The organism is Pseudomonas sp. B22129, assembly GCF_044218875.1.
Lineage (GTDB): Bacteria > Pseudomonadota > Gammaproteobacteria > Pseudomonadales > Pseudomonadaceae > Aquipseudomonas.
On sequence record NZ_CP162592.1, the window covers coordinates 4301176 to 4324274 of the forward strand.

17 protein-coding genes are annotated in these 23099 nt (G+C 61.8%); 7 read left to right on the plus strand and 10 right to left on the minus strand.

Features of this window, described 5'->3' with window-relative positions; genetic code table 11:
- Positions 1-109 precede the first annotated feature (109 nt).
- Both AB4P94_RS19900 and uvrA read left to right on the plus strand, forming a co-directional pair.
- Positions 110-1822: an ATP-binding protein gene (locus tag AB4P94_RS19900; protein ID WP_395607050.1), complete on the plus strand. Its 1713-nt coding sequence runs from the start codon at positions 110-112 to the stop codon at positions 1820-1822.
- Positions 1819-4338, plus strand: a complete 2520-nt coding sequence (gene uvrA / locus AB4P94_RS19905; RefSeq protein WP_395607051.1) for an excinuclease ABC subunit UvrA — start codon at positions 1819-1821, stop codon at positions 4336-4338. The genes AB4P94_RS19900 and uvrA overlap by 4 nt, the downstream gene beginning before the upstream one ends.
- A gap of 221 nt (positions 4339-4559) precedes the next feature.
- Here uvrA and tkt read toward each other — a convergent pair whose 3' ends face one another.
- Positions 4560-6623: a transketolase gene (gene tkt, locus AB4P94_RS19910; RefSeq protein ID WP_395607052.1), complete on the minus strand. Its 2064-nt coding sequence runs from the start codon at positions 6621-6623 to the stop codon at positions 4560-4562.
- Positions 6624-6798: 175 nt separating this feature from the next.
- On the opposite strand from tkt, the gene AB4P94_RS19915 reads away from it, so the two are divergent.
- The gene (locus AB4P94_RS19915; RefSeq protein WP_395607053.1) at positions 6799-7023 is read left to right on the plus strand and encodes a DUF465 domain-containing protein; all 225 of its coding nucleotides are present in this window, start codon (positions 6799-6801) and stop codon (positions 7021-7023) included.
- Between the two features lie 154 nt (positions 7024-7177).
- On the opposite strand, the gene AB4P94_RS19920 is transcribed toward AB4P94_RS19915, so the two are convergent.
- The gene (locus AB4P94_RS19920; RefSeq protein WP_395607054.1) at positions 7178-8554 is read right to left on the minus strand and encodes a VOC family protein; all 1377 of its coding nucleotides are present in this window, start codon (positions 8552-8554) and stop codon (positions 7178-7180) included.
- A gap of 288 nt (positions 8555-8842) precedes the next feature.
- Between AB4P94_RS19920 and AB4P94_RS19925 the strand changes: the two genes are divergently transcribed.
- Positions 8843-10252, plus strand: coding sequence for an OprD family outer membrane porin (locus tag AB4P94_RS19925; RefSeq protein ID WP_395607055.1), 1410 nt, complete (start codon positions 8843-8845; stop codon positions 10250-10252).
- Positions 10253-10409: 157 nt separating this feature from the next.
- Positions 10410-13043, plus strand: coding sequence for an MGH1-like glycoside hydrolase domain-containing protein (locus AB4P94_RS19930; protein ID WP_395607056.1), 2634 nt, complete (start codon positions 10410-10412; stop codon positions 13041-13043).
- Positions 13044-13173: 130 nt separating this feature from the next.
- Here AB4P94_RS19930 and AB4P94_RS19935 read toward each other — a convergent pair whose 3' ends face one another.
- Positions 13174-13488 (minus strand): SCP2 sterol-binding domain-containing protein, encoded by a 315-nt coding sequence (locus AB4P94_RS19935; protein ID WP_016969749.1) that lies wholly within the window; start codon positions 13486-13488, stop codon positions 13174-13176.
- A 56-nt stretch (positions 13489-13544) separates the two neighbouring features.
- Positions 13545-14255, minus strand: coding sequence for a histidine phosphatase family protein (locus tag AB4P94_RS19940; RefSeq protein ID WP_395607057.1), 711 nt, complete (start codon positions 14253-14255; stop codon positions 13545-13547).
- Positions 14256-14450: 195 nt separating this feature from the next.
- Between AB4P94_RS19940 and sohB the strand changes: the two genes are divergently transcribed.
- Positions 14451-15476 (plus strand): protease SohB, encoded by a 1026-nt coding sequence (gene sohB, locus AB4P94_RS19945; protein ID WP_395607058.1) that lies wholly within the window; start codon positions 14451-14453, stop codon positions 15474-15476.
- Between the two features lie 115 nt (positions 15477-15591).
- Here the strand turns inward: sohB and AB4P94_RS19950 are convergent, their stop codons facing one another.
- Positions 15592-17124 (minus strand): MFS transporter, encoded by a 1533-nt coding sequence (locus AB4P94_RS19950; RefSeq protein WP_395607059.1) that lies wholly within the window; start codon positions 17122-17124, stop codon positions 15592-15594.
- 150 nt (positions 17125-17274) lie between these two features.
- Here AB4P94_RS19950 and AB4P94_RS19955 point away from each other — a divergent pair, with 150 nt between their 5' ends.
- A complete protein-coding gene (locus tag AB4P94_RS19955; RefSeq protein ID WP_395607060.1) occupies positions 17275-18144 on the plus strand; it encodes a LysR family transcriptional regulator in 870 nt (289 codons plus the stop codon).
- Positions 18145-18168: 24 nt separating this feature from the next.
- On the opposite strand, the gene dhaL is transcribed toward AB4P94_RS19955, so the two are convergent.
- The 5 genes from dhaL to AB4P94_RS19980 form a co-directional block, all read right to left on the minus strand.
- Positions 18169-18813 carry a dihydroxyacetone kinase subunit DhaL gene (gene dhaL / locus AB4P94_RS19960; protein ID WP_395607061.1) on the minus strand — a complete coding sequence of 215 codons (645 nt, stop codon included), beginning with the start codon at positions 18811-18813 and terminating at the stop codon, positions 18169-18171.
- A 3-nt stretch (positions 18814-18816) separates the two neighbouring features.
- Positions 18817-19818 carry a dihydroxyacetone kinase subunit DhaK gene (locus tag AB4P94_RS19965; RefSeq protein ID WP_395607062.1) on the minus strand — a complete coding sequence of 334 codons (1002 nt, stop codon included), beginning with the start codon at positions 19816-19818 and terminating at the stop codon, positions 18817-18819.
- 208 nt (positions 19819-20026) lie between these two features.
- Positions 20027-21142, minus strand: a complete 1116-nt coding sequence (locus AB4P94_RS19970; RefSeq protein WP_395607063.1) for an alcohol dehydrogenase catalytic domain-containing protein — start codon at positions 21140-21142, stop codon at positions 20027-20029.
- Positions 21143-21168: 26 nt separating this feature from the next.
- Positions 21169-21924: an SDR family oxidoreductase gene (locus AB4P94_RS19975; protein WP_395607064.1), complete on the minus strand. Its 756-nt coding sequence runs from the start codon at positions 21922-21924 to the stop codon at positions 21169-21171.
- A 153-nt stretch (positions 21925-22077) separates the two neighbouring features.
- Entirely contained in the window at positions 22078-23085 is a 1008-nt protein-coding gene (locus AB4P94_RS19980) for a substrate-binding domain-containing protein (protein ID WP_395607065.1), read from the minus strand.
- Positions 23086-23099 lie beyond the last annotated feature (14 nt).

Genomic DNA, 23099 nt, shown 5'->3' on the forward strand with positions numbered 1-23099 from the left:
GGCCAGTGGTGTCTGCGCCAATTACCCCCTAACGTATAGGCATTGAAACGATCTTTGCCTGGCGCGCTCCAAACTTTGCCGACGTCCTCTTTTCGCACAGAGTTTAACCATGCAGTTTTTATCCAACCCTCATGGCTGTGAAGGCTGGGCCGGTGAAATGGCCCAGCGGATTCGCGGGTTCGACTGGTCGGCAACCGACCTCGGCCCGATCGACCGCTGGTCCACCAGCCTGACCTGCACCGTGCAGATGATGCTGGCTTCACCCGTGCCGATGGTGATGCTGTGGGGGCGGGCGGGGTACATGATCTACAACGACAGCTACTCGGCCTTTGCCGGCGGGCGGCATCCGTATCTCTTGGGAACCCCGGTGGAAATGGGCTGGCCGGAAGTGGCCGAGTTCAACCGCCATGTGGTGGACACCTGTCTGGCGGGCGGCACCCTGTCGTTCAACAATAAAGACCTGGTGTTGTTGCGCAACGGCCAACCGGAAACCGTGTGGCTGGACCTGTATTACAGCCCCGTCGCCGGCGACGGCCAGCAACCGGCCGGGGTGCTGGCGATTGTGGTGGAGACCACCGAACTCGTGCATTCCGAGCACGTGCGCCAGGAACTGACGCATAACCTGGAGCAACGGGTGGCCGCCGAAGTGCAGGCGCGCTCCGCTGCCGAGGACCAATTGCGCCAGTCGCAGAAGCTGGAAGCCATCGGCGGCCTGACCGGCGGCGTGGCCCACGACTTCAATAACCTGCTGCAAGTGATCGCCGGCAACCTGCACCTGCTGGCCCGGCATGAGCCGGACAATGCCCAGGTGCAGCGCCGCGTGACGGCGGCCATCGCGGCGGTGGAGCGCGGGGCCAAGCTGTCTTCGCAACTGCTGGCCTTTGCGCGGCGCCAACCCTTGTCGCCGGCGGTGTACAACCCGCAACGCATCTACGCGGGCCTGGGCGAGTTGCTCCAGCGCGCGCTGGGGGAAACCATCCATATCGACGTGCAGTTGCCCCAGGACTCGTGGTGCATCAATGTCGACCGCAACCAGTTGGAAAACGCGCTGCTCAACCTGGCGATCAATGCCCGGGATGCCATGAACGGCGAGGGCGTGATTCGTATCACCGGCGAGAACATCATCCTCAACCCGCACGATTGCGCCGGTAAAAGCATCAAGCCGGGCGAGTACGTGCGCCTGGCGGTCACCGACACCGGCGTCGGCATGCCGGCGGCCGTGCTCAAACGCGCCTTCGAACCGTTCTTCACCACCAAGCGTGAAGGCCAGGGTACCGGCCTGGGCCTGAGCATGGTGTTCGGCTTTGTGCGCCAGAGCGGCGGGCACGTGGAGATGTGGAGCGAAGAGGGCAAGGGCTCGGTGGTGCAGATGTATTTCCCTCACAGCCTGGAGCCGGAAAGCCTGGACATCGGCAGCGAACTGGCGCTGCACAGCGGCGGCCAGGAAACCATCCTGGTGGTGGAAGACAACGAAGGCGTGCGCCTGACCGTGGTCGAGTTGCTGGAGCAGTCCGGCTACACCGTGCTGACCGCCGAAGACGGCGACCGCGCGATGCTGGCCTTGCAAGGCGGCGCGCTGCCCGACCTGATCTTCACCGACGTGGTGATGCCCGGCCGCGTCAAAAGCACGGACCTGGCCGACTGGGCCCGCGAACAGCAGCCGCCCGTGGCCGTGTTGTTCACGTCGGGCCACACCCGCGACATCCTCTCCACCAACCACCTGCTGAACCCCGACATTCATCTGCTGAGCAAGCCCTACAGCCCCGAAGCCCTGACGCATCGGGTGCGCAGCGTGCTCACTGCAAGACAAGGTTGCCCATGACGTCACAGCGCACCATCCCCCCGATCACTGCCCAACGCCCAGGTTTTGTCCGGGTGCGCGGCGCCCGCGAACACAACCTGCGCAACGTCGATGTGGATATTCCCCGGGATGCCCTGGTGGTGTTTACCGGGGTCTCCGGCTCGGGCAAATCGTCCCTGGCGTTTTCCACGGTGTACGCCGAGGCCCAGCGCCGTTATTTCGAGTCGGTGGCACCGTATGCGCGGCGTTTGATCGATCAGGTCGGCGTGCCGGACGTGGACTCCATCGAAGGCCTGCCGCCCGCCGTGGCCCTGCAACAACAGCGCGGCACGCCGAGTGCACGCTCGTCGGTGGGCAGTGTGACCACGTTGTCGAGCCTGATCCGCATGCTCTATTCCCGCGCCGGCAGCTACCCGCCGGGGCAGGCGATGCTGTACGCCGAGGACTTTTCGCCGAACCTGCCCCAGGGCGCGTGCCCGGAATGCCACGGGTTGGGCCGCGTGTATGAGGTGACCGAGGCGCTGATGGTGCCCGACCCTTCGCTGACCATCCGCCAGCGCGCGGTGGCGGCGTGGCCGCTGGCGTGGCAAGGGCAGAACCTGCGCGACATCCTTGTGACCCTGGGGTATGACGTCGACATCCCGTGGCGCGACCTGCCGAAAAAACAGCGCGACTGGATCCTCTTTACTGAAGAAACTCCAACCGTCCCGGTGTACGCAGGTTTTACCCCGGAGCAAACCCGCGAGGCCTTGAAACGCAAGGTGGAGCCCAGCTACCAGGGCACCTTCAGTGGCGCGCGACGCTACATCCTGCACACCTTCACCCACACCCAAAGCGCGCTGATGAAAAAGCGTGTCTCGCAGTTCATGCAGGGCAGCGCCTGCCCGGTGTGCGACGGCAAGCGGCTGAACAAGGCGGCGCTGTCGGTGAAGTTTGCCGGGGTGGACATTGGCGCGTTGTCGCAATTGTCGCTGGCGCAGCTGGCCGAGCTGCTGCGTCCGGTGGCGGCGGGGCAGGACACGATGAAGCTGTCGGTGGAAAAACGCCTGGCCGCGCAACGCATCGCCCAGGACTTGCTGGAGCGGGTCAGCACCTTGACCGAGCTAGGGTTGGGGTATTTGTCCCTGGAGCGCAGCACGCCGACTTTGTCGTCCGGCGAGTTGCAGCGTTTGCGCCTGGCGACGCAATTGGGTTCGCAATTGTTCGGCGTGATTTATGTGCTGGACGAGCCTTCGGCGGGCCTGCATCCGGCGGATGGCGAAGCGTTGTTCACCGCATTGGAGCGCCTGAAAGCAGCGGGCAATTCATTGTTTGTGGTCGAACACGACCTGGAAACCATGCGCCGCGCCGACTGGCTGATCGACGTGGGCCCGGCGGCGGGTGAGCATGGCGGGCAGGTCCTTTATAGCGGGCCGCCTGCGGGGTTGGCCGAGATAGAAGCCTCACAGACCCGTGAATATCTGTTTGCCGAACGGCGCCCGGCCAATTCGGCGCGGCGTGAACCTTCCGGCTGGCTGAAGTTGGAGGGCGTGACGCGCAATAACCTGAAGCATTTGAAGGTGGATTTTCCGTTGGGCTGCTTTACCGCGGTGACGGGTATCTCCGGGTCGGGCAAATCGAGCCTGGTCAGCCAGGCGTTGCTGGAACTAGTGGGCACGGGGCTTGGCCGTGTACTGGAAAGCGACGAAGAACCGAGCCTGGAAGATGACGCGCCGCAAGCCAGCGGCGGGCGTATCAGTGCCGGGCTGGAGCACATCCGCCGCTTGGTGCAGGTGGATCAGAAGCCCATTGGCCGCACGCCGCGTTCCAATCTTGCGACCTACACCGGGCTGTTCGACAACGTGCGCAAGCTGTTCGCAGCCACACCGGCGGCGAAAAAGCGGGGCTACGATGCCGGGCAGTTCTCGTTCAACGTCGCCAAGGGCCGCTGCCCGAACTGCGAAGGTGAAGGCTTTGTCAGTGTTGAGTTGCTGTTTATGCCCAGCGTGTATGCGCCGTGCCCGACCTGCCATGGGGCGCGCTATAACTCTGAAACCCTGGCGATAAAATGGCAGGGTTTGAGCATCGCCCAGGTGCTGGGGTTGACGGTGGAACAGGCGGTTGAAGTGTTTGCCGAACAGCCTGGGGTGCTGCGTTCGTTGCAGGTGCTGCGGGATATCGGCCTGGGTTATTTGCGCCTGGGGCAGCCGGCGACTGAGTTGTCGGGCGGTGAGGCGCAGCGCATCAAGCTGGCCACCGAGTTGCAGCGCAATGCGCGCGGGGCGACGTTGTATGTGTTGGATGAGCCGACGACCGGATTGCATCCGCGAGATGTGGACCGCTTGCTCAGCCAGTTGAATCACCTGGTTGAGGCGGGGCACACGGTGGTTGTGGTGGAACATGAAATGCGCGTGGTGGCGCAGAGTGACTGGGTGATCGACATCGGGCCGGGGGCTGGGGACTTGGGGGGGAAGGTGGTGGCCAGTGGTACGCCGCAGAAAGTCGCCAAAAGCAAAACCAGCCGGACTGCGCCGTTTTTGGCCCGAGAGCTGATCTAACGTCAACACCCATCAATGTGGGAGCAGGCAAGCCAGCTCCCACCTTTGATCTTCATCGCTGGCAAGTACGTGCCCGGCGCGATGACGCTGGTTTCCCAAACACCACAAATCCCCTGTGGGAGCTGTCGAGCCCCGGCGAGGCTGCGAAGGCGGTGGCATAGACAACATCTCTATCAACAGTGCCGCCGCCATTGCGGGCGAGCCAGCTCTCACCGTTTTGGTCAGGGTCGGGTCAGCTGGATTTGTGCTTTCGCTTGCTTCACCACATTTTCAACGGTGAACCCGAATTTCTCCTGAAGCTTGGCCAACGGCGCGGAAGCGCCAAAGCCGTTCATCACGACCTTGGCGCCGGTTTGCCCGACATACCGGTCCCAGCCAAAAGGCCCGGCCTGTTCCACCACGACCCGCGCTTTCACCGCTGGCGGCAACACGCTGTCGCGGTAAGCCTGATCCTGATCCTCAAACAGCTCCCAGCTCGGCATGGGCACCACCTGCGCGGCAATCCCTTCGCTTTTCAGCTGTTCATACGCCGCCACCGCCAGGCTGACCTCGCTGCCCGTTGCCAGCAGCAGGACCTGGGGGCTATCGCCAGCCGCCAGCACATAAGCCCCCTTGGCCGCCCCGGACGCTGGCGCATACCGGGTACGATCCAGCGTCGGCAACGCCTGGCGCGACAGCACCACACAACTTGGCCGGTGGGTCTGCGCCAGTGCCACCTTCCACAGCTCCAGCGTTTCATTGGCATCACCCGGGCGCAAGGTCAGCAGCCCCGGCGTGGCGCGCAACTGGGTCAAATGTTCGATCGGCTGATGCGTCGGCCCGTCTTCACCCACGCCAATCGAGTCATGGGTAAACACAAATATCACCGGCAATTCCATGATCGCCGCCAAACGAATCGGCAGCTTCATGTAGTCGCTGAACACCAGGAACGTCGAGGTGTAGGGCCGTAAATACGACAGCGCCATACCATTGGCAATCGCGCCCATGGCGTGCTCGCGGATGCCGAAGTGCAGGTTGCGCCCGCTGTAATCCTCGGCGCTGAAGCGCCCGGCACCGTCGAAGGTCAGGTTGGTTTTGGTCGATGGCGACAAATCTGCGGAACCGCCGAGCAGCCAGGGGATTTGTTGAGCAAAGGCGTTCAACACCTCGCCACCTGAGGCACGGCTGGCGATGCCCTTGGCATCCGCTGAGAAGCCGGGCAATTCATCTTGCCAATGCTCCGGCATTTCGCCGGCGCGCATGCGGCGCAGTTCATCCGCTCGCTCCGGCTCGTATTGTTCAAGCTGCGATAAGTGCCCGGCCCAGGCTTCATACAGGGGCCGGCCTCGCTCAAACAGCGCGTCGCGCAACACCGTGCGGGCTTCATCGGGCACCCGGAAACTGGAATCTTCCGGCCAGCCATACGCCGCCTTGGTCAGGCGAATTTCCTCTTCACCCAACGGTTCGCCATGGGCGGCAGCGGTGTTGTGTTTGTGCGGCGAGCCATAGCCGATCACGCTGTCGACCACGATCAGGGTCGGCGCACCGGCAGTGGCCTGGAAGGTTTCCAGCGCTGTGCTCAACGCCTGCAAGTCATTGGCGTCGGTGACGTGCAGGGTGTGCCAGCCATAGGCCTGGAAGCGCTTGATCACATCCTCACTGAATGCCAGCTCGGTGTGGCCCTCGATGCTGATGGTGTTGTTGTCGTAGATCCAGCACAGGTTATCCAGCTTCAAGTGCCCGGCGAGGGAGGCCGCCTCGCTGCTGATGCCCTCCATCATGTCGCCGTCGCCACACAAGGTGTAGACGTTGTAGTCGAACAGCACCTGACCGTCGCGGTTGAAGCGCTCACCCATCCAGCGTCCGGCCATGGCCATGCCGACGCTGTTGGCGCAGCCCTGGCCGAGCGGGCCGGTGGTGGTTTCCACGCCGGTGGTCATGCGGTATTCGGGGTGGCCGGGGGTTTTCGAGTCGGCCTGGCGGAATTGCTTGATGTCGTCCAGGCTGATCGCCGGCTGGCCGGAGCGCTTGCCGTGGGCGTCAATCTCCACCACGCCGGCCAGGTGCAGCAGCGAATACAGCAGCATCGACGCATGGCCCACCGACAATACAAAACGGTCACGGTTGGGCCAGTCCGGGTGTTCAGGGTGATAGCGCAGGAAGCGGCTCCACAGCGTGTAACCCACGGGCGCCAGGCCCATGGGCGTTCCCGGGTGGCCGGAATTGGCCTTCTGCACGGCATCCATGGCCAGGGTGCGGATCGTGTTGATGCATTGGGTGTCGGCGGCGGTGGCAGCGTGAGTCATGAAACCGGTCTCCCTCGGGTGGCGATTTACAGTGGAGGGCAGGGGGTGGCAAAGGTTTGATCCCATCGCCAGCGTTGCGACGAACGGGGATGGATTGATCCCGAACATGACAAGACCCCGCGCAATGGGCTAGCTTCAGGAGCGTAGGCCATTGATCAACTTGCGGAGGTATTCCATGCCAGTGAAACACGACCTGTATCAGGACTTGGGGTTGAGCAAGGAAGTCGTTCACGAACGCAGGGCGGGCGATAAACGGCTGGACTCGTTGTTCAGCCAATACGACGCTGCCGACGGTGAAGTGCTCAAAGCCGAGTCGGCCAGTGCCAGCGATGAGGACGTGGAGAAGCTGAAGAAGAAGCGGCTGTTGATCAAAGACGAAATCGTCGGGCGGTTGAACTGAGTGATTTGTGGTCCTACAGGCCACGGACACATTTGTTCAGAATTGTCTGAGGGACAGGGCGCTTTTGACTGAATATGATGCGCCCCGTCCACCCGGCTCTGGGGACTGTTGCGGCGCAAGGATTGCGCTGCTGAGCCGGGTGGGCATCTCTATTTCACGCCAGCAGCGCCTGGGTGCACACCTCTATAGAGCGCTGCTGCGTCTCGCCGTACAGCTTCAATTCATCCATCGTCTGACGGCCCAGTGCCTGTTCGAACTCGGCCCTGTTTGAGTTGGCTGCGTAGTGACTCTGCGCCGTGTCGCCCAGGTTGGACTGAAAGATCCCCGCCGCACTCACTGGCAGAAAATCCTCATACACCAAGGGCTCCACGTCGATGTGGCCCGCAGCGATCAGCGCCTCCACTGTGCGCGGCTGATCCGCTGCACCGCGTGCCGCCAGGCCTTGTTCGGTGGCGAAGTAACGGTAGTAGGCCAGGCCCTGTTCACGCATCTGCGCGTGATCATCCGGGAAGGCCTGGAAGTGGTGTTCCATCAATTTTATATAGCGCGTGGCGTTACCCTCATTCGGGAAAGCGCCCAGTTCGTCGCGCGCGGCGTTCAGTAATTCGTCGTACAACGCGCGGCCTTTGGGCGTCAGCGCCACGCCGCGTTGTTCGATTTCGCCGAAACGCGCGCTGTGGCTGCCTTTGGCGTCGGTGAAGGCGATGGGCTCATCGAGGGCCTTGAAGCTGGTCTGGCGCAGCAGGATCGGGCACTGGCGGGGCGGCGGCCCTTCGATGACGGCTTTTGGCGTGATGCCTTTGCCGGGCATGGCGGCCTGTACCTGGTCGATGTCCAGGGTGCGCGGGGTCAGGTGGTTGATATGCGGCCCACGGAATGCGACTACGTCGGCGATCAAGCGGTGCTGGTCACTCAGTTGCTGGTATTGAGCGCCGGTCACGGTCGCCGTGTGATGCCAGCGGAAGGTCTCCAGGGCTTGGCGGATGAACGCTTCGGCGTCTTCGGCGTTGAGGCCGCCATCACGTTCCGCTTGTTCGATCAGCGCCAGGGCGCCCGGCGTGAAGATCGAGCGTTTGGCCAAAGCGCTTTCGGCGAAGGCGCGCAGTTCCAGGTTTTCGATCAGTTCCAGGCGCAGCAGCGAGGTGAACACGCGAAACGGGCTGGTTTGCAATGACTGCTCGTGCACGGCGCGAAAGGCCGTGGAATGCACCGGCACGCCCGCCGGCGTCAGGTCGTAATAGCCCACTGGCTGCATGCCCATCACCGCAAAAAGCCGGCCGATGGTGGCCAGTTCGGTCGCTGTGCCCAGGCGGATGGCGCCGTGGCGCTCCATGTCCAAACGCTGGATTTCCCCCGTGCGTTGCAGGTGCGCGGCCAGCGCTTGATCGTGCTCCAAAACCCCGGCATTGGTCTCGGCCACCAGCTCCATCAGCGCGCCATACAGTGGAACTTCATCTCTGTACATGTCGGACATGGCTCGGGAGAAACCCTTGCGGATGTCGTCGGGGCTGACATAGGCGACGGTTGGCATAGAAAAATTCCTGAACACGGTGGGAGGAGGTGAGGCCGTTGTCTGGATTTTGTTGGGCTGGGCGCGGCCATGCAAACGAAGAATCTTCAGGACTTCATTCTTCAAGAGAATGAAATGACGGGAATATGACAAAAAACGACGGCCGTGAAATTTCATTTTCGAGGGGGTTTTCCTAACTAATTCTTCACGAGGAGCGCCGGGGCCGTCATGAAACAATCGTCACGTTTGTAGGGATGAAAGCTGTTCTGCACACACCGCACATAAAAATATGTTTAGGGGCCGTCGTTAATGAAAATTTCTACACTGGCGTTATCCATCACCGCCGCCTTGCTCGCACAACAAGCCAGCGCCGATGATTTCGGGCTGGGTTCGCTGGGCACAGGTACCGGACACAGCGGCTTCCTGGAAGACAGCCACGCGGCTATCAGCTCGCGGACCATGTACTACAGCGCAGACAATCGTTCGGGGACCAGCAACGATTTGCGCGAAGCGGCAACACTGCTGCGCTTTGACTACAAATCCGGCTTCACCCAAGGCACCCTCGGGGTCGGCTTCGACGTGATGGCCTTCGGCGCCCTGCGTCTGGATGGCGGCGATGGCCACACCGCGGGCCCAGGCTTGTCCGGCAACGGCAACAGCTTCTTCCCGACCAAAAACAACGGCACCGAGCCGGCTGACTCCTTTGGTCGCGCTGCGGGTAACGTGAAGTTCCGCATTTCCCAGACCGAGTTGCACGTCGGTGGTGGCCTGGCGCCGGTGTTGCCTATCCTGGTGTCCAACGACAGCCGTGTAGCGCCGCAGACCTTTGACGGCGGCATCCTGACGTCGAACGACATCCCGAACGTCACCTTCACCGGCGGTGAGCTGAACAAGGCCGAAGGCCGTGCGTCCAGCAACTCCACCGGCTTGAGCGTTGCCGGCGGCACTCGTGACAGCGACAGCTTCAAATTCGGTGGTGTGGACTACAAGCCTTTCGGTTCGTCTGACAACGCCATCGCTAAAAACCTGACGTTGCAGTACTACTACGCCAACCTGCAAGACTTCTACAAACAGAACTACTTCGGCCTGGTTCACGTACTGCCGCTGGGCAACGATCAGTCGTTCAAGACTGACCTGCGCTACTTCGACAGCACCAGCGACGGCAAAAACGGTGAAGCCGGCTACCAGTTCAACAACAACGGCGGCTATGCCAAACACGCCGGCGAAGTGGACAACAAAACCTACAGCGCCGCGTTCACCTACCAGTTGGGCGGCAGCAGCCTGATGCTCGGCCACATCGGCGTGAGTGATGACGGCGGCTTCGTGTGGGTCAACCAGGGCAGCATCGCCAACCCTCAGCCGCAAGGCGCAGGCGGCAGCGACTTCTACCTGTTCACCGACGCTGTGGTTGGCCAATTCTCCCGCGCGGGCGAGCAAGTCAACTTTGGCCAGTACACCTACGACTTCAAAGCCTTTGTACCGGGCCTGAAAGCTTCTGTGGCGTACCTGGACGGTTCCGACATCAAGTCCAAAGTGGCGGGTGGTTCCGACCAGAAAGAAAGCGAAACCGACTTCCGTCTGGATTACGTTGTGCAGGAAGGCCCGCTCAAAGGCTTCGGCACTACTTTCCGCACCGGTACTTACAAAGGCCACAACACCGGTACTGCAGACCAGGATCAAACCCGCCTGATCTTCAACTATACCTACGCGATCTTCTAAGAACGCGCTGCAAAACTCCCCATCTGGAGCGCTGTAAAACTGAAGGCCGCCTCATCCGCGGCCTTCAGTCTTTTTAGCGCCGGGGTGACTCTTCATGTGCATCCGGGGGCGGATGGGTTCTACACTGGCCGCCACTGTGTCAGTGCTGGAGGACCCGATGCCCGTCACGCCCGCCAACATCCTTGAAACACTCGAAGGCCAACGCCTGGCCACCCATGACGCCGCAAGCTGGCGCGAATGGGGCCCTTATTTAAGTGAACGCCAATGGGGCACGGTGCGCGAAGACTACAGCGCCGACGGCGACGCCTGGACCTACTTCCCCCATGAACATGCCCGCAGCCGCGCCTACCGCTGGGGCGAAGACGGCCTGGCCGGTTTCAGCGACAAGGCGCAACGCTGGTGCCTGGGCCTGGCCCTGTGGAACGAGCGTGACGCAATCATCAAGGAGCGCCTGTTCGGCCTGAATAACGCTGAGGGCAACCACGGTGAAGACGTCAAGGAACTGTACTTTTTCGTCGACGGCGTACCGAGCCATGCCTACATGCGCATGCTCTACAAATACCCCCATGCGGCCTTTCCCTATGCTGACCTGATCAGTGAAAACGCCCGGCGTGGCCTCGGCGATGCCGAGTACGAGGTGCTCGACACCGGCGTGTTCGAAGACAACCGCTATTGTGATGTCAGCGTCGAATACGCCAAGCACCAGCCCGACGATATTTTCATGCGAGTCACCGTGCATAACCGCTCGGACCAACCGACGCGCCTGCAGGTGCTGCCCCAGTTGTGGGCACGCAACGACTGGAGCTGGACCTTCGACGCACCCAAGCCGCAGTTGACGCTGGACGGCGATCACGTGTTGGCGCGTCACCACGAGCTGCCCGATCGCCACCTCAGTGCCTGGGGCCAGGACGGGGTGGAGTGGCTGTTCTGCGAAAACGAAACCAACTATCCCAAGCTGGACGGGCTGGCGGCGCTCGGGCCCTTCAAGGACGGCATCAACGATTACGTAGTGGGCGGCGTGCAGTCGGCGATTCGCCGCGACACGGGCACCAAGGTGGCCGCACGCTTTACCCTCGAACTGGCGGGTCTGGAAAGCAAAATCCTCTACCTGCGCTTTGCCCCCACGGATGCGCCCCAGGTCAATGCGCGCAAGCTGTTCGAAGCGCGTCGCCAGGAAGCGGATGACTTCTATGCAGCCCTGCAACACGGCATCAGCGATGAAGACACGCGCAATGTGCAGCGCCAGTCCCTGGCCGGTTTGCTCTGGTCCAAGCAGCTCTACTATTTCGACGTGAACCAGTGGCTCGACGGCGACCCGGCCCAACCCGCGCCACCGCCCGAGCGCCTGCACATCCGCAATACCCATTGGCGGCACCTGTCGAACTTCGACATCCTGTCAATGCCTGACACCTGGGAATACCCGTGGTACGCCTCGTGGGACCAGGGCTTTCAGGCAGTGGCGATTGCGCTGATCGACCCGGGCTATGCCAAGCAACAACTGTTGCTGCTGGTGAAGGACCGCTTCATGCACCCCAACGGCCAGTTGCCGGCCTACGAGTGGCGTTTTGACGATGCCAACCCGCCCGTGCATGCCTGGGCCAGCTGGCGCGTGTATCAGCAGGACAAAGCGCTGACGGGCGTAGGCGATATGGATTTCCTGGAGCGAATTTTCCATAAGCTGCTGCTGAATTTTTCCTGGTGGGTCAACCGCAAGGACGCCGAAGGGCGCAACCTGTTTCAGGGCGGCTTTCTGGGCCTGGACAACATCGCCTTGTTCGACCGCTCGGCCACCTTGCCGCCGGGTTACCAACTGGATCAGGCCGACGGCACGGCGTGGGTCGCCGCTTACGCGTTGGACCTGATGCGCATCGGCCTGGAGCTGGCCAAGCGTAATGCGGTGTACGTGGATATCTCGGTGAAGTTTTTCGAGCATTTCCTCTACATTGCCGGCGCCATCAACCGGGTCGACGACAATGCCGAAGGCCTGTGGGATGAGCAGGATCAATTCTTTTACGACGTGCTGCACCGCCCTGACGGCCAGAACGAGCCGGTGCGCCTGCGCTCCATCGTCGGCCTGATGCCGCTGTTTGCGGTGCTGGTGCTGGAGCAGCGTGAACATGAAGGGCTGCAAGGTTTGCGTGAGCGCTTGCTGGGCTTCATGAAACACCGGCCAGACCTGGCCAAGCTGGTGTCGCGCTGGAACGAGCCGGGGCAGGGCAACCGCCTGTTGCTGGCGCTGTTGCGGGGCGAGCGCACCAAGGACCTGCTGCGGCGCATGCTGGATGACAAGGAGTTTTTGTCGCTCTTTGGCGTGCGTTCACTGTCCAAGGCGTTTGCCGAACAGCCACTGGCGCTGAAGATGAATGGCGACACGCTGTGCGCACGCTACCAGCCCGGTGAATCCGACTCACGCTTGTACGGCGGCAACTCCAACTGGCGCGGGCCGTTGTGGATGCCGGTGAACTACATGCTGATTGAATCCTTGCGCGAGTTTCACCGTTACTACGCCAACAATTTCTCGGTGGAGTACCCGACGGGCAGCGGTTATCTGGCGTCGTTGGAGGAAGTGGCCGACAGCCTCAGTCAGCGTCTGACGCGATTGTTCCTGAGGGATGAAAATGGCCTGCGGCCGTCGATGGCCGGGTATGCGCAACTGGAGGCCGACCCGCTGAGCCGCGATCTGGTGTTGTTCCATGAGTATTTCCATGGCGAGACCGGGCGGGGGTTGGGGGCGTCGCATCAGACAGGGTGGACGGCGTTGGTGGCGTTGTTGCTGCAACCGAAAGCCTAGGTAAAACCGCGGACAAAAAATGTGGGAGCGGGCTTGCTCGCGAAAGCGGTGTGTCAGCATCAGATGCATTGACTGACACACCGCTTTCGCGAGCAAGCCCGCTCCCACAGGGATCAAGGTTGCCCTTGAATCAAGCCGGGAACAGCTCGCTCAGCTTCATGGCCAGCATCATGTCACCTTCAGTGCGCAGTTTGCCGCTCATGAACGCCTGCATGCCGTCGGTGTCGCCGCTGACGATGCCTTCCATGGTTTCGCCGTCGGTGACCAGAGTCACTTGGGCGTCAGGGTTTTCGCCTTCCAGCAGTTCGCAGGTGTTGTTCTTGACCACCAGCGAGAAATTCTGGGTGTCGTCGATACGGAAACCGAACACCAGGTCCAGGCCGTCAGCGGCGGCCGGGTTGAATTTGGCTTTCATTGCTTCTACAGCTTTGGCTACGTCAGTCATGGTTTCGATCCTTTAAGGTAGAGTCCAGTGACCTTGGGGTCACGGTTGGCCGCAATTCACCGGAAAGTGATGAGCTGCGGCGCCTTCAACAGTTGCAAGTGGGTATGACCGTTGAAGGAAGCCAGGGCCACCTCGCGACCGCGGAATTTCAGCTGGTTAAGCGAGGTGTTAACAATTTGCCAGTTCAGTTCGAAGGCCTGCGCGGCAGGCATTCGGGTAATCAAGTGGAGCAGGGCGGTGATGGTGCCGCCGGAGGTAAACACGGCGATCTTGTCGGCGTTGCCTGCGGCTTCCAGAATGCGTTGCAGGCCGCCCTGAACGCGCTCGACAAAGCCCAGCCAGCTTTCCAGGCCCGGCGGATCATAAGTGCCGGCCAGCCAGCGCTCGATGATCAGGGCGAAGATGCGTTGGAACTCGCTGCGGTTTTGCGCGCCGTTGCGCAGCACTTCCACGGCGTGAGGCTCGGTGGCGAGCAGGTCGGGCAGCAACGCGCGAATGATCGCTTCGGCGTCGAACTCATTGAACGCGCTGTCGATTTCCAGGCGCGGTACGGGCAGGCCAAGGGCGGTGTACTGATCAAAGGCGGCGGTGGCGGTGTGCTGCTGGCGACGCAGGTCGCCGGCGATGCAGCGGTCGAACGTCAGGCCCAGGTCTGCCAGGTGGCGGCCGAGCACTTGCGCCTGTTCCACACCGATGGGCGACAGGACGTCATAGTCGTCTGCACCGAAGGAGGCTTGGCCATGTCGAATCAGATAGATGCTGCCCACGTCCGTTTTCCCGGTACGTTGAAAGTCTGGCGAGGTTATGAGGATGCCTGCGAGCTGTCAATGAAAAAACATACGCTTGTTTTAAAAGGTCGTTAGAGGGCCGCTGCTGGCGGTTTGAGCACTGGCTCGAAGGCAGTGCCGTCGGTATGCTGGGGCAATCCGCGCCTGGCGCCGTGCAATTTTTTAAGGAGTCATATGGATTTTCTGGCTGAATACGCGAGTTTCCTGGCGAAGACCGTCACCCTGGTGGTCGCTATTCTGGTGGTGTTGATCAGCTTCGCGGCCTTGCGCAGCAAAGGCCGTCGCAAATCTGCCGGCCAGTTGCAGGTCAGCAAGCTCAATGATTTCTACAAGGGCCTGCGCGAGCGCCTGGAGTCGACCCTGCTCGACAAGGACCAGCTCAAGGCCCTGCGTAAATCCGAAAGCAAAGCCGAAAAGAAAAAAGGCAAGAAGAAACCCGAGGCCAAGCCTCGTGTGTTTGTGCTGGACTTCGACGGCGACATCAAAGCCTCGGCCACCGAAAGCCTGCGCCATGAAATCACCGCGCTGCTGAGCCTCGCGACACCGAAGGACGAAGTGGTGCTGCGCCTGGAAAGCGGCGGCGGCATGGTCCACAGCTATGGCTTGGCGTCTTCGCAACTGGCGCGTATCCGCCAGGCGGGTGTGCCATTGACCGTGTGCATCGACAAGGTGGCAGCCAGCGGCGGCTACATGATGGCGTGCATCGGCGAGAAGATTATCAGTGCACCGTTTGCCATCCTCGGTTCCATTGGCGTGGTGGCGCAGTTGCCCAACGTCAACCGCCTGCTGAAAAAACACGACATCGACTTCGAGGTGCTGACCGCCGGCGAATACAAACGCACCCTCACGGTGTTTGGCGAAAACACCGAGAAGGGCCGCGAGAAGTTCCAGGAAGACCTGGACATCACCCACCAACTGTTCAAGAACTTCGTGTCGCGTTATCGCCCACAGCTGGCGATTGATGATGTTGCGACCGGTGAAGTGTGGCTGGGTGTTGCAGCCCTCGACAAACAGCTGGTAGATGAGCTGCAAACCAGCGACGAGTACCTGGCGACTAAAGCCAAGACCGCCGAGGTGTTCCACCTGCACTATGCCGAGCGCAAAAGCCTGCAAGAGCGCGTGGGCCTGGCGGCCAGCGGTTCGGTGGACCGCGTGCTGCTGACCTGGTGGAGCCGGCTGACCCAGCAGCGGTTCTGGTAACCCGGGGATGCAGGCAACCCCAACTGTGGGAGCGGGCTTGCCCGCGATAGCGGTGGTTCAGTCAATCTATTCGTTGGCTGACACACCGTAATCGCGGGCAAGCCCGCTCCCACATTCAGGTTGGTGTCGGCGCGGAGGTCTGTTGCGCCAAGGGGATCGGGTTACGCATCAAAATCCCCACCACCAGCGCCCCCAGCAACCCCAACAACCCCGCCACCCACAACACCCCGCTGAACCCGCCCACAAATGCCTGCCGCGCCAATGGCTGCACCAGCGCCCGTGCCGATTCCGGCAATAAGCCCATCGCGGCCGGCATATCACCCGCCACCACCCGCGACGCAATGCCCGCCACCTGCGTTTGCCACTGCACGCCGATACTTGCGCTCAGCAACTGCTCGCTATGGCTGCTCAGTAGCGCGCCGTACACCCCAATCGCCAACATGATCGCGCTGAAACGCATGGTGGTGCTCATGCCCGACCCCATGCCCGCGCGGTCGCGCGGTATGCAGGCCATGATGTTTTTCTGGGTGTCGCCATTGAGCAGGCCGGCACCGGCACCGGTCACGGCAATCGCCAGGGCGAACGGCAGGTAGCCGCCGACATTGACCGCCCAGGCGCTCAACAGGTTGCCGCAACCCACCAGGGTCAAACCGGTTGCCATCAGCGTTGCCGGGGCGAAACGACTGGCCAGCCGCGCACCGATCCTTGGGCAAATCAGCATGGTCAAGGCAAACGGCAGCATGCCCAGGCCCGAGTGGATGGCGGAGAAACCCAAGCCGTTTTGCAGGTAGAACGGCAGCAGCGTCATCATCACCTGGGCGCAACCGGCGTAGGCAAACATCCCCAACAAAGCACCGATAAAGCGTGGGTGGCGAAACAGTTGCAAGTCCACCATGGGCCGTTGTTGCACACGTTCGACGATGACAAACACGCCCAGCAATAACGCGCCGCCCACCAGGCGCGCGCCGGTCAGCGGGTTGCCCCAGCCGATGCGGTTGGCTTCGATCAGGCCCCAGATCAGGCACAGCAGGCTGGCGCTGAACGCCAGGCTGCCCCACGGGTCCAGGCGCGCGGACTGGGCGTCGCGGGACTCCGGAATCGCGCGCACTGCCAGCGTCATCAGCGCCAGGCCCACCGGCAGGTTGAGATAGAAAATCCAGCGCCAGCCCAGGTACTCAGTGATCAAACCACCCAGGGTTGGCGCGGCAGTCATTGCCACGCCCATGCAGGCGCCCCAGAAGGCCCAGGCTTTTGCGCGCTCCACTTCATCGTGAAAGGTGTGGCCGATGGAGGCCAGGGCTGAGGTCAGCAGCAAGGCGGCGCCGACGCCTTTTACCGCGCGGGCAATGTCCAGGAACAAGGCACTGGGCGCAGCGCCGCAGCCCAGGGAGGCCAGTATGAAAATACTCAGGCCCCAGATCAGCGATTTCTTGCGGCCAAAGCGGTCGGCAATGCTCCCGGCGGGCAGCAGCAGGGCGGCGAAGGCCAGCATGTAGGCGCTGACCACCCATTCGATATCGGCGAAGTTGGCCCCCAGGTCGCGGGCGATGCTCGGCAACGTCACGGCGACGATATTGGTGTCGAGCACAATCAGCGAGCAGACGCCCGAGGCGGTGAGCAACGTCAGGCGTGGGCTGACCCGGCTCATGGCTTAATTACCTTGCAGGCAATACGGAAATGACGGTTGACGGACATCGCAGGGGCTCTTTAGTGTTGAGGTGCTGCAAGCTTATCCTTGGCCGCCGTTGCCTTTGTTAGCTGCCTGGAAGCACTTCATTACCTTTGAGCTAATCCTGAGATGGACATACGCCACTTCCGCTACTTTCTGGCTGTTGCCCGGCAGCGCAATTTCACTCGCGCGGCTGAACAGTTGGGCATCGCGCCTCCCACGTTGAGCCGGCAGATTCAGGACATGGAAACCGATCTGGGCACCCGTTTGTTCGTCCGCCAGCAACGCGAAGTCAGCCTTACGGAAGCGGGCGCGGCGTTGCTGATAGAGGCCGAAGCCACCGTACGCCAATTCGAATTTGCCCAGCGCAGTGCGCAGCGTGCCGGACGTGGCGAGATCGGCCATATCGAGCTGGGTTATGTGGCCTCGGCGGTGTATTCCGGCGTATTGCAGCGGCAAATGCAGGCGTTCAGCCAAGCGTTTCCTGATGTCAGCGTGAATGTGCGTGAGTGTGCGATGGCAACCTTGCCGGGCGCCGTGGCGGATGGGCGATGTGATATCGGCTACATCCGCTCGCCGATGGCCTTGCCGGACGGTGTGGAAGCCGTACGCCTGGACAGCGAAGGTTTTGTGCTGGCGCTGTACCGGGATTCATGGCTGCTGGGGCTGAAGGCTATCAATTGTGAACACCTGCAAAACGAGACCTTCATCCTGCCGGAACAAATCAGCGGCACCCTGCACGTGGCGGCGCGAGGGGGCTATGCACCGCGTCTCGGCCCGCAGCCGGGTGGGTTGGTCGCCGTGGTTGCGCTGGTGTCATTGGGGCAGGGAGTGGCGGTGGTGCCGGCGTCACTGGTAGGGCATGTAAGTTTGCCGGGTGTGGTGTTTCGGCCCATTCAGGGCAATGACGCCACTTCGTGGTTGTCGCTGATTCACCGGCGCTTTGAGAAGGCGCCGGCGGTGGTGCGGTACATTCAGCAGGTCAAAATGAGTGGATGAGCACAGGGCACAGTTCCTGTGGTGTCAGGTGAGGCGAGGCTGCACTGAGTCCGCCAGGCGGGTGAGGATCAGGCAGCACGACACCGCCCCGGCATCCAGCACGCCCAGCGAGCGCTCGCCCAAACGGCTGGCCCGGCCGATTTTTGCGATCAGGTCCTTGGTCGAGTCGCGGCCTTGGGACGCGGCGGCTTTCATGGCGTCCAGTGCGTCGTTGAAAGAGGCTCCGCTGGCATGGGCGCGCTCGAAGGCTCCAACCGCCGGAATCAGCGTATCCATCAGGCACTTGTCGCCTACGCCGGCTTCGGTAATGTCCTGCAACGAGGTCAAGCCGCCGCGCAGCAAATGGGCGAAGGTCGCCGCGTCGATGTCGTCACTGCCGCGCACTTCATCGGCCATGCCGATAAACAGGCTGCCATACAGCGGCCCCATGGAACCGCCGATGCCTTCCATCAGGCTCAGGGTCAGTTCATCCAGCGCCTCGGCCAGGGTCAGTTGGCGGCCTTCTATCGTGCGCCCGCAATGGGCGAAGCCCTTGGCCATGTTGATGCCGTGGTCGCCATCACCGATGGCGCCGTCGATTTCGCTGAGGTATTCACGGTTGGCCACGATCACGCTGACCAGGTCGCTGACGATGGCGCCGCCGTCACGGGTGGAAAAATGCTGGCTCATGGTTCACTCCGCCTGGGTCATGCCGATGGAGCGGCAGGGTTGGTCGATCAGGGTTTTAAGCTCGGCGTCGAGGCCGAGCAGGGTGAGGGTTACGCCCATCATTTCCAGTGACGTGAAGTAGTTGCCCACGTAGCAGCGGTGAATCTTCAAGCCCTTGGCCGTGAGCTGGCGCTCGACTTCGGCGTAGAAAATATACAGCTCCATCACCGGTGTGGCGCCCAGGCCCGAGACCAGCACCACCACGCTGTCGTCCACGCTGAAGTCGCGGTCGGCGAGGATCGGCGCGAGCATGCGCTCGGCCATGGCAGCGGCAGATTCAATGGGGATGACTTCAATGCCCGGTTCGCCGTGATGGCCGATGCCCAGCTCCATCTGGCCGTCCGGAATCTGGAAATTCGGCTTGCCCACGGCGGCGATGGTGCAGGGCGTCAGGCCGATACCGATGGAGCGGCAGTTATCGACCGTTTTTTGCGCAACACGGATCACCCCGTCGAGGTCGTAATGCTGGGCGGCCGCAGCGCCGCCGATCTTCCACATGAAGATTTCCCCGGCCACACCACGACGTTTGGCTATATCGGCCTTGGGCGCCGACGCCACGTCATCGTTGGCCACCACGGTGCGGATGCGCATGTCTTTGCTGGCGGCCATTTTCATGGCCAGCTTCACGTTCATGTTATCGCCGGCGTAGTTGCCATACAGGCAGGCCACACCTGCGCCATGGTCGGCGGCGCGGAAGGCGTCGAAGAAGCTTTTGGCGGTGGGTGAGGAGAAGATTTCGCCGACGGCCACGGCGTCCACCAAGCCTGGGCCGACATAGCCGAGAAAGGCGGGTTCATGGCCCGAGCCGCCACCGGTGACGATACCGACGCAGCCTTGTGCCGAAGGTTTGGCCTTGACGATCACCCGAGGGTTGCTCTCGTATTGGCGCAGTTCGGGGTGCGCGACCAGAATGCCGCGCAGCATGTCCTCGACCACCTGGTCCGGATCATTGATGACTCGATTCATAACGCGGGTTCCTGTTCTTGTTCTCGTTGTATAACAACAATCCAGTGTGGGAGCTGGCTTGTTGTGGCGAGGGAGCTTGCTCCCGCTGGACCGGGCTGGCGCTCCAGTGCGAAGCGCTCCCAAGATTTAAGGGCTGCTTCGCACCCCAGCGCAAGCAAGCTTGCTCGCCACAACAAGCCGGCTCCCACAAGGGGCTGCGTCGGTGAAATCAGGGTTCGAGTACCACTTTGAGCGACTTGTCCCCACGCTCCATCACCGCAAACGCTTCCTTGAAATCCGCCAGCGCAAATTTGTGGGTCACCACGTCGCGCATGTCGATCTTGCGGTTGCCGATAAAGTCGATGGCGCGCGGGTACATGTACGGCCCCAGGTGCGAGCCCAATATGTCCAGTTCCTTGCGGTCGCCGATGATCGACCAATCTACCGTGGCCTCGTCATTGAACACGCTGAATTCGACGAAACGCCCCAGCTTGCGCAGCATCGCCAGGCCCTGGTTCACGGCTTTGTGGTGCCCGGTGGCTTCGATATAGATGTCGCAACCATAACCGTCGGTGATTTCACGGATTTTGGCCATCACGTCGACTTCGGCCGGGTTCCACACTTCGTCGGCGCCCATTCGCAGGGCGAGGGCGGCGCGTTCGGGTTTCATGTCCAGCACGATCAGCTTTTTCGGGTTGCGCAGGCGCACGGCGCCGATGATGCCCAGGCCCAGCGTGCCGGCACCGGCCACCACCACGACATCGTCATGGTCGACATTGGCGCGTTCGGCGGCGTGCAGCGAGCAGGCGAGCGGTTCGATCAGGATCGCCTCGTCGGGTGCGATGGATTCCGGCACTTTGTGAATGATGCCTTCCTTGGTGAAGATCATGTACTGGGCCATCGCGCCCTGCACATTGTTCTGGAAGCCATACAGGTCGTGCTTCTGGCACATCCAGTACTGGCCGTGGTTGCAAAAGCGGCAGCCCCAGCACGGCACGATCTGTTCCGAGATGACCCGGTCGCCGACGCTCACACCGCGTTTTTCCGCGCCAGGCCCGAGCGCGACCACGCGGCAGACGAATTCATGCCCAGGGATCATCGGCGGTTTCACGTAGCGCGGCTGCTCGGCGTCGCCCCAGAATGACGGCGCGCCACGGTAGGTCTTGATATCGCCCATGCAGATGCCGCACAGTTCGACCTTGGTCAGAATTTCGTCGGGCCCGGGTGTGGGCACGTCGACGGTTTCCAGGCGGTAGTCTTCCGGGCCATGGCAGACCACGGCCTGCATGGTTTTCGGGATGACCGGGGACAGTTGTTCAGGTGTGCGTTCGGTGACGGTGGACATGACAAGACCTCACGGCAAAAAATGAATTACTGAATGCTGTAGCCGCCATCAATCACCATGTTGGCGCCGGTGATCATCTGCGCGGCGTCGCTGAGCAGGTACAACGCCAGCCCGGCGATTTCTTCCGGTTGGGCAAAGCGGCCCGCCGGGATCTGCAATTTGGCCTTTTCACCGACTTCACCGGCCCAGGCTTTTTTGCCCAGCGCGGTCTCGACGATGGTCGGGGAGATGGCGTTGACGTTGATCTGCGGCGCCCATTCCATGGCCAGTACCTTGGTCATGCCGACAATGGCCGCCTTGCTCGCGCAGTAAGCGACGTGGCGATCCAGGCCGATGACGGCGGCCTGGGAGGCGAGGTTGACGATGCGCCCGCTGCCCTGGGCCAGCATGTGTTTGGCACAGGCCTGGGCCACGAAAAAACTGGCTTTGAGGTTGATGTCCAGGGTGGTGTCCCAGGCGCTTTCGCTGACATCGATAGCCTTGTCCAGCAACACCACGCCGGCGCTGTTGATCAGGTAGTCCAGGCGTTGGAAGTGTTCGAACACCTGGTCGATGGTGGTTTGTATCTGGCCGATCTGGCCGAGGTCGACGGCAATGCCCAAGTGGCCGTTGCCCAGGCTGGCGGCGACTTCAACCACGGCCGGGTCGCGGTCGAGCAGGGCCACGCGCGCGCCACGTTCGGCCAGTAAGGCGGCGCACGCCAGGCCGATGCCGGCAGCGCCGCCAGTGATCACCGCGCAACGGCCGGTGAGGTCGAAGGCTTGGTTCCAGAAACCCGACATGAATGACTCCATTTTCGAAAACAGTGGAGATCCAATGTGGGAGCGGGCTTGCTCGCGAAAGCGGTGTATCAGTTAACAGATGTGTTGTCTGACACACCGCTTTCGCGAGCAAGCCCGCTCCCACATTTGGATTGCATTTACACGTTTAAACCGTCATTTGCCGCCGCTGACTTGCTGGTACAGCGCATCCGCATTCGCATTGGTCACCGGCACCCACGGCAGGATGTAGTTCTTGGCCGTGCCATCGCCCCATTTCACGTCCTTGGCGTAGCGCTCCCAAATCACCGACTGCGGCTTGTAATCCTTGCCGGCCAGTGCGCGCAATGCCACATCCAAAGCGCCTTGGGATTGGGCCTGGGCGTCTTGCAGGAAAGTGGTGACTTCATCTTTCTTTGCCGCCTGGATCGCGTCCGGCATGCCGTCAATCGAGGTAACCGGCACGTCCTTGGACGACAAGCCATGGGACTTCAAGGCCTGCACCGCGCCGAGGGCCATGTCGTCGTTCTGCGCGATCACACCGTTGATGCCTTTGGGGTGGGCGTTCAGCCAGTCTTCGGTGAGGGTCAAGGCCTGGGCGCGGTCCCAGTTGGCGGTTTTCTTCTCGATGATCTTGATGTCAGGGTGCTTGCTCAGCACCTCCAGCTCGCCTTTTTCGCGGTCGATTTGCGCCGACTGGCCAATCGGCCCCTGGATGATCACCACGTTGCCTTTGCCATTGAGCTTGTCGACCATGGCCTGGGCCTGCAGGCGACCGCCTTCCACGTCGTCATTGCCCACATACGGCACGGAGGCATCGGCTACTTTCGTATTGGAGGCGATGACCACCACGTCGTTGCTCATGGCTTGCTTGACGGTGCCGACGCCGGCCTTGGTGTCGATAGGTACGAACAAGATGGCGTCGTAGTGTTGGGTCACCATGTTTTCAATCTGGTTGTTCTGGGTCAGGGCGTCGTAGTTGCCGTCGAACACGGTCAATTGCACGGTGCCATCCTTGACTGCCGGGTGTTCCTTGAGCTCACGGACCCAGTTCTGCATGAACTGGCCCTTGAGGCCGTAGACGGCGGCGCCGATTTTGTACGTCTTGCCATCGGCTGCCATGGCGATACTGCTGGCGAGCAGGGAGAGAGCCGCCACGGCGGCCAAGGTGGTACCCAGTTTCATAAGTAGAACTCCGG

Excerpts from the sequence above, each read along its gene's own strand:
- AB4P94_RS19900 (WP_395607050.1), top strand. The coding sequence starts at position 110 with ATGCAGTTTTTATCCAACCCTCATGGCTGTGAAGGCTGGGCCGGTGAA.
- uvrA (WP_395607051.1), top strand. The coding sequence starts at position 1,819 with ATGACGTCACAGCGCACCATCCCCCCGATCACTGCCCAACGCCCAGGT.
- tkt (WP_395607052.1), bottom strand. The coding sequence starts at position 6,623 with ATGACTCACGCTGCCACCGCCGCCGACACCCAATGCATCAACACGATC.
- AB4P94_RS19915 (WP_395607053.1), top strand. The coding sequence starts at position 6,799 with ATGCCAGTGAAACACGACCTGTATCAGGACTTGGGGTTGAGCAAGGAA.
- AB4P94_RS19920 (WP_395607054.1), bottom strand. The coding sequence starts at position 8,554 with ATGCCAACCGTCGCCTATGTCAGCCCCGACGACATCCGCAAGGGTTTC.
- AB4P94_RS19925 (WP_395607055.1), top strand. The coding sequence starts at position 8,843 with ATGAAAATTTCTACACTGGCGTTATCCATCACCGCCGCCTTGCTCGCA.
- AB4P94_RS19930 (WP_395607056.1), top strand. The coding sequence starts at position 10,410 with ATGCCCGTCACGCCCGCCAACATCCTTGAAACACTCGAAGGCCAACGC.
- AB4P94_RS19935 (WP_016969749.1), bottom strand. The coding sequence starts at position 13,488 with ATGACTGACGTAGCCAAAGCTGTAGAAGCAATGAAAGCCAAATTCAAC.
- sohB (WP_395607058.1), top strand. The coding sequence starts at position 14,451 with ATGGATTTTCTGGCTGAATACGCGAGTTTCCTGGCGAAGACCGTCACC.
- AB4P94_RS19950 (WP_395607059.1), bottom strand. The coding sequence starts at position 17,124 with ATGAGCCGGGTCAGCCCACGCCTGACGTTGCTCACCGCCTCGGGCGTC.
- AB4P94_RS19955 (WP_395607060.1), top strand. The coding sequence starts at position 17,275 with ATGGACATACGCCACTTCCGCTACTTTCTGGCTGTTGCCCGGCAGCGC.
- dhaL (WP_395607061.1), bottom strand. The coding sequence starts at position 18,813 with ATGAGCCAGCATTTTTCCACCCGTGACGGCGGCGCCATCGTCAGCGAC.
- AB4P94_RS19965 (WP_395607062.1), bottom strand. The coding sequence starts at position 19,818 with ATGAATCGAGTCATCAATGATCCGGACCAGGTGGTCGAGGACATGCTG.
- AB4P94_RS19970 (WP_395607063.1), bottom strand. The coding sequence starts at position 21,142 with ATGTCCACCGTCACCGAACGCACACCTGAACAACTGTCCCCGGTCATC.
- AB4P94_RS19975 (WP_395607064.1), bottom strand. The coding sequence starts at position 21,924 with ATGTCGGGTTTCTGGAACCAAGCCTTCGACCTCACCGGCCGTTGCGCG.
- AB4P94_RS19980 (WP_395607065.1), bottom strand. The coding sequence starts at position 23,085 with ATGAAACTGGGTACCACCTTGGCCGCCGTGGCGGCTCTCTCCCTGCTC.